This window comes from Mitsuaria sp. TWR114 (assembly GCF_007997345.1).
Genome location: NZ_VOSR01000157.1, coordinates 1 through 4,479, shown reverse-complemented (window position 1 = coordinate 4,479; position 4,479 = coordinate 1). Strand labels below are relative to the sequence as shown.

At 71.4% G+C, this 4,479-nt stretch carries 7 protein-coding genes; all 7 read right to left on the bottom strand.

The window, feature by feature from the left end:
* The coding region (locus FUT87_RS07245; RefSeq protein ID WP_255511716.1) for an NRAMP family divalent metal transporter at positions 1-687 on the bottom strand (687 nt) is incomplete at its 3' end.
* Between the two features lie 113 nt (positions 688-800).
* Complete coding sequence (locus FUT87_RS07240; RefSeq protein ID WP_147240579.1) at positions 801-992, bottom strand: hypothetical protein; 192 nt, start codon at positions 990-992, stop codon at positions 801-803.
* 35 nt (positions 993-1,027) lie between these two features.
* Positions 1,028-1,336, bottom strand: a complete 309-nt coding sequence (locus FUT87_RS07235; RefSeq protein ID WP_147240578.1) for a class IIb bacteriocin, lactobin A/cerein 7B family — start codon at positions 1,334-1,336, stop codon at positions 1,028-1,030.
* Between the two features lie 217 nt (positions 1,337-1,553).
* On the bottom strand, positions 1,554-2,102 hold the full coding sequence (locus FUT87_RS07230) for a cysteine hydrolase family protein (RefSeq protein WP_147240577.1): 549 nt from the start codon (positions 2,100-2,102) through the stop codon (positions 1,554-1,556).
* A 246-nt stretch (positions 2,103-2,348) separates the two neighbouring features.
* A complete protein-coding gene (locus tag FUT87_RS07225) occupies positions 2,349-3,362 on the bottom strand; it encodes a phosphoethanolamine transferase (RefSeq protein WP_147240576.1) in 1,014 nt (337 codons plus the stop codon).
* Positions 3,362-3,979 carry a phosphoethanolamine transferase domain-containing protein gene (locus tag FUT87_RS07220; RefSeq protein ID WP_147240575.1) on the bottom strand — a complete coding sequence of 206 codons (618 nt, stop codon included), beginning with the start codon at positions 3,977-3,979 and terminating at the stop codon, positions 3,362-3,364. Before FUT87_RS07220 ends, FUT87_RS07225 begins: the two co-directional genes overlap by 1 nt.
* Positions 3,980-4,096: 117 nt before the next feature.
* The coding region (locus tag FUT87_RS07215; RefSeq protein WP_255511715.1) for a GDSL-type esterase/lipase family protein at positions 4,097-4,479 on the bottom strand (383 nt) is incomplete at its 5' end.

Sequence of the window (4,479 nt, the reverse complement as noted above, 5' to 3'; positions counted from 1 at the left end):
CTGCTCGGGCGCGACGGCGAGCGGGCGGTCGGCGTCGATGCGGCGGATCTCCTCGGCTTCCTGGCCGGCCTGCCAGAAGAAGAGATAGGGGCTGATCGTCGTGCCCAGGATCGCCACGACCATGGTCGTGGACTCGCGGTCCCAGTGCATCGCGGGCAGCACCAGCGAGCGCAGCGCCAGCGCCCAGTCCGCCTGCGCGGCGAATCCCACGCCGACATAGGCCAGCAGCGACAGCGTCAGCCACTTGAGCAGCCGCACGTAGCGCTCGTAGGGCAACAGGACTTGCAGCAGCAGCGACAGCAGCGCGAAGGCGACGATATAGACGCCCGGCGGACCGCCGACGGCCAGGCTCATCGCGTCGCCCATCGCGCTGAGGTCGGCGCCGAGGTTGATCACGTTGGCGACGACCAGCAGCCCGACCAGCGCCATCACCAGCCAGCGCGGGCACAGCTTGGCGAAGTTCTCGGTCAGGCCCTTGCCGGTGATCCGGCCGATGCGCGCGCTGGCGAGCTGGATGCCCACCATCAGCGGAAAGGTCACCAGGATGGTCCAGCCGACGGTGTAGCCGTACTGCGCGCCGGCCTGCGAGTAGGTCGCGATGCCGCTCGGGTCGTCGTCGGCGGCGCCGGTGATCAGGCCGGGGCCAAGCTGGGCCCACCAGGGGCGGCGGATCGGGTCCTTCGGCAACCGGCATCTCCCGCTCTGACGATGCGGAACTTCTGGCAAGCGCAATGCCCGGTGGCAAAAGCGCCCCGCCTGCGGCGTTCCGGCAGCGCGGGGGTGTCCATGGGTCGGCGGGTTCAGTGGCCTTCGCATCTCCCGCGCCGGGCTGGGCCGCGGCGCAGCAGGCGGCGCAGTCCGTGGAGCAGCCCCATGATCGCCAACTGCGTCGCACCCTGCATTGCCGCTTGAGCCCAGAAGCCGTCGCCGAAGGGATGGGGCAGCCGCTGGTTGATGAGGCTGGCCGCGATGGCCGATAGGAAGAGGATCACCCACGGCGCCCGTTGAGCGCCGCATTCCGTGCGATTCACTTGGACTGGACGGGCTTGCTCAGCTGGTCATAGGCCCAGCCGCCTCCCGCCGTCAAGCCTGCGCCGATCACTCCCTGGTGGAAGACCCGCACAGCCAGGGAAATGCCACCGATCCCGCTGGCGCCTGCTACGGCGCCGGTCGCCGCGCCGCACAGGCCCGCAGTGATGACAGCGCCCGGGTTGCCGCCAGTGATCGCGGTGGCGGCGGCGGCACCCACGCCACCGATGACCGCGCCAATGGCCGCGCCCACGGGGCCGACGCCGCCGTGCACTTGATCGATCTCTGCTTGAGTCAGTTCTTGCATGTGTTCACCTTGATGAGTTGAGGATTGGTTCGAAGTTTTCCGAGGCCCTGTCCGGCAAGGTGCTTCAGACTTGCCATGGGAGCGATGCGGAGGTCCTCATCCTCGGACCGGGAGCGCCGAGCGGCCATGACTCCGGCTGGTGGACTTCCGGTCAGGTCCGACTGGTGTCATGAGGCCGCCCACCGAAACGAGTGGCAGGCGGATCAGGTGCGCCGGCTCAGACGCGCCGCGTCGACGGCGCGATGCTGGCCTTCAGCGCCTGCCGGATCCAGTCGAGCGCCGCGTGCTTGCGCTCCGGGCTCTCGGCGGCCGTGCAGTCGGCCGGCACCCAGACGCGGTAGCCGCGCACGTAGGCGTCCATCGCCGTGCACTGGACGCAGTAGTCGGTCGCCAGGCCGGTGATGGCGAGCTCGCGCGCGCCCAGCTGCGCCAGCAGCAGTTCCAGCGGCGTCGCGTGGAAGCCGGAATGCCGCGGCTTGAGCACCATCAGGTCCTCTTCGTCCGGCGCCAGCAGGCGCGCCAGCTTCGCGGCCGCGCCGCCACCGCGCCGGCATTCGCGCAGCAGCGTGCGGAAGTCCGAGCGCCATTGGCCGAAGTTGTCGTTGACGTAGAGCGTGCTGAAGCCGTCGCGGCGGTAGCGCCGCTTCAGCGCGGCGGCGGCGGTGGCGGCCTCGATCGCCGCCGGCGCGAGGTCCTCCGCGCCGTCGAATCGCAGCGGGTTGATGAAGTCGACCAGCAGCAGGACTTTTCTCGAGGCGGCGGCCATCACGTCTCCCGGCTCGACGTCGACCGACCGCGCGAGACGCGGCGCTCGGCTCGGCGCTCGGGGCCCGACAAGGGGTCGAGGACGGTGAGGGGGGCGCTCGCGGATCGCTTCATGCCGTGCTCCTTGCTGGGGAAGGAAACGGCAAGTGGAATGCCCGCGTGAAGCGGCCAGGCCGTAGCGCCTTGGGATGCCGTAGGGGCCGGTAGGCGCTGACGCGCGGCGTGCGCCGCGACCGCCGCGGGCCGGCTAGCGTTCGAACACGATGCCCTTCACCGGCAGCGCGGGCGGCTCCCAGGCGTAGGCGACGTGGAGCACGTTGCGCTCGTCGCGCATGCCGGTCCAGCGCAGCCGCATCAGGTCGGCGAGCGTCCATCCGGCCCAGTCGGCGCGGAAGGGGCGGGCTGCGGCGGGTGCGTCGAACGCCACGTCGCTGCGCCACAGCAGCGCCGGAATGCGGTAGCCCGACGCCGTGCCCGGGCTGTGTCCCGCGTGGTCCAGCGTGTGGCCCACTTCCTGGCCGTGGTCCGACAGGAACATCCACGCGGCTCGGCCGCCGGCGGGCAGGTGACGGCGCGTCATCCGCAGCGTCTCGGCCACGATGCGGTCGTGATAGAGGATCGCGGCGTCGTAGTCCTGGCGGAACTCGCGGACCCAGGTGGCGCGGCCGTCGCGCGTCATCGCGGCATCGACGGCGTCCCCGCTGGCGTCGAACGGATGCTCGCCCGGCGGCATCCGCAGCCGGTAATGCGGATGCGCGCCCAGCAGGTGCACCACGACCAGCTTGCGCGGCGTGGGGGCGGCCAGCGCCTGCTCGACCTCGTCCAGCAGCTCGCCGTCCAGCGAGCCCGACGAGCGTCCCGGCTGCCGGTTGATCATCTCCACCGCGTCGGCCAGCTGCGCATGCTGCTGGTCGACCGCCACGTCATCGTGATTGCTGATCCACCAGACCTTGTAGCCGGCGCCGCGCGCCAGCGCGAGCAGGTGCTGCGTGTCGCCGGCCGGATCGTCCTCGTCGCGCTCGCCGAAGCTGAACAGGCCGGCGAGCGAGGCCACCGTCGTCGCCTGCGTCGACCACGCGTGCCGCAGCGTGAGCAGCCGGGCGCGTTCCTCCGCGCTCAGCGCGATCAGCTCCGGCGTCGTCGGCCGGGCATAGCCGTAGAGGCTCATGTTGTCGCGGTTGACGCTCTCGCCGAGCACCAGCACGACGGTCGACGGCGCGTCCGTCGCCACCGCGGGCGACGCGGCCTGCGCATTGCGCATCAGCGCGCGCGCTGCAGCTGCTGGTCGCCCCAGGCGGTGCGCAGGTCGAGGACCTGCTGCGTCCAGGCGGGCCAGAACAGCAGCGGATGGTGCCGCCGCCACGGCTTGCTGAGGTGGGCGAGGGCGCACAGCGCCAGCAGTCCGACCAGCACGAGGCGCGCGGGCCGGGACAGCGCCACCGGTGCCCGCGCCGCGCGATGGATCGCGACGCCGGTCAGCGTCAGCGCGGTCAGCAGTGCGAGCAGCGCCGCGGTCATCGCGGGCAATTGCGAGCTCAGGTATTCGAGCGATTCACGCGGCGAGGTGTTCGCCATCGCCCCCAGCACCAGCGTGCTGTCCGGTGCGGCCTGGTACTGGTGCTGGAGGAAGGCCCGCAGCGCGCCGTCGACCAGGAAGCCGGCCAGCGCCGCGAAGGCCACCACCGCGCGCACCCGCCGCCAGGCCGGGCCGACGACCGGCCAGCACAGCCACAGCAGCACCGGCAGGGCGAGCAGCATCATCTGCCAGGCACGGCGTCCGTCATGGCCGGCCGCGATCGCGGCCGCGCAAGCGGCGCTCAGGAACAGGACCGGGATCCAGGCACGGATCCCGACGGGGAAGGTCTTGAAGGGGGACATCGGCACGGGTCGAAGGCGAGCGGGCGCGAGTCTAGGAGATCTCGCGCCGGCCTCAGCCGGCGATCCCGCCGGCGGCCCTCACATTTCCCGGTGCACCGGCGCGGCCGGTGCGTTTCGTCAAAGCATCGGTCGCAGGACTTGCCAGACGTTGTCCAGCATCACCGGATGCGCCTTGGCCAGCGGGTGGATGCGGTCGCCCTGGAACCAGTCCGCCGCATCGGCCCGGTCGGCCACACCGGCCAGCAGGAAGGGCTGCAGCGGCACCTTCTCCGCCTGCGCGACCGTCTTGAAGCTGTTCTCGAAATCGCGCGCATAACTCGCGCCCATGTTCGGCGGGATCTGCATCCCGACCAGCATCACCTTCGCGCCGGCCGCCTTGCCGGCCTGGACCATCGCCGCGAGGTTGTCGCGCGTCATCTTGAGCGGCAGCCCACGCAGCGCGTCGTTGCCACCGAGCTCCACGATCAGGTGGGTCGGTCGATGCTGCTGGAGCAGCGCCG

Coding starts and splice junctions, on each gene's coding strand:
- FUT87_RS07225 (WP_147240576.1), bottom strand. CDS start 3,362: ATGCGCAATGCGCAGGCCGCGTCGCCCGCGGTGGCGACGGACGCGCCG.
- FUT87_RS07235 (WP_147240578.1), bottom strand. CDS start 1,336: ATGCAAGAACTGACTCAAGCAGAGATCGATCAAGTGCACGGCGGCGTC.
- FUT87_RS07230 (WP_147240577.1), bottom strand. CDS start 2,102: ATGGCCGCCGCCTCGAGAAAAGTCCTGCTGCTGGTCGACTTCATCAAC.
- FUT87_RS07220 (WP_147240575.1), bottom strand. CDS start 3,979: ATGTCCCCCTTCAAGACCTTCCCCGTCGGGATCCGTGCCTGGATCCCG.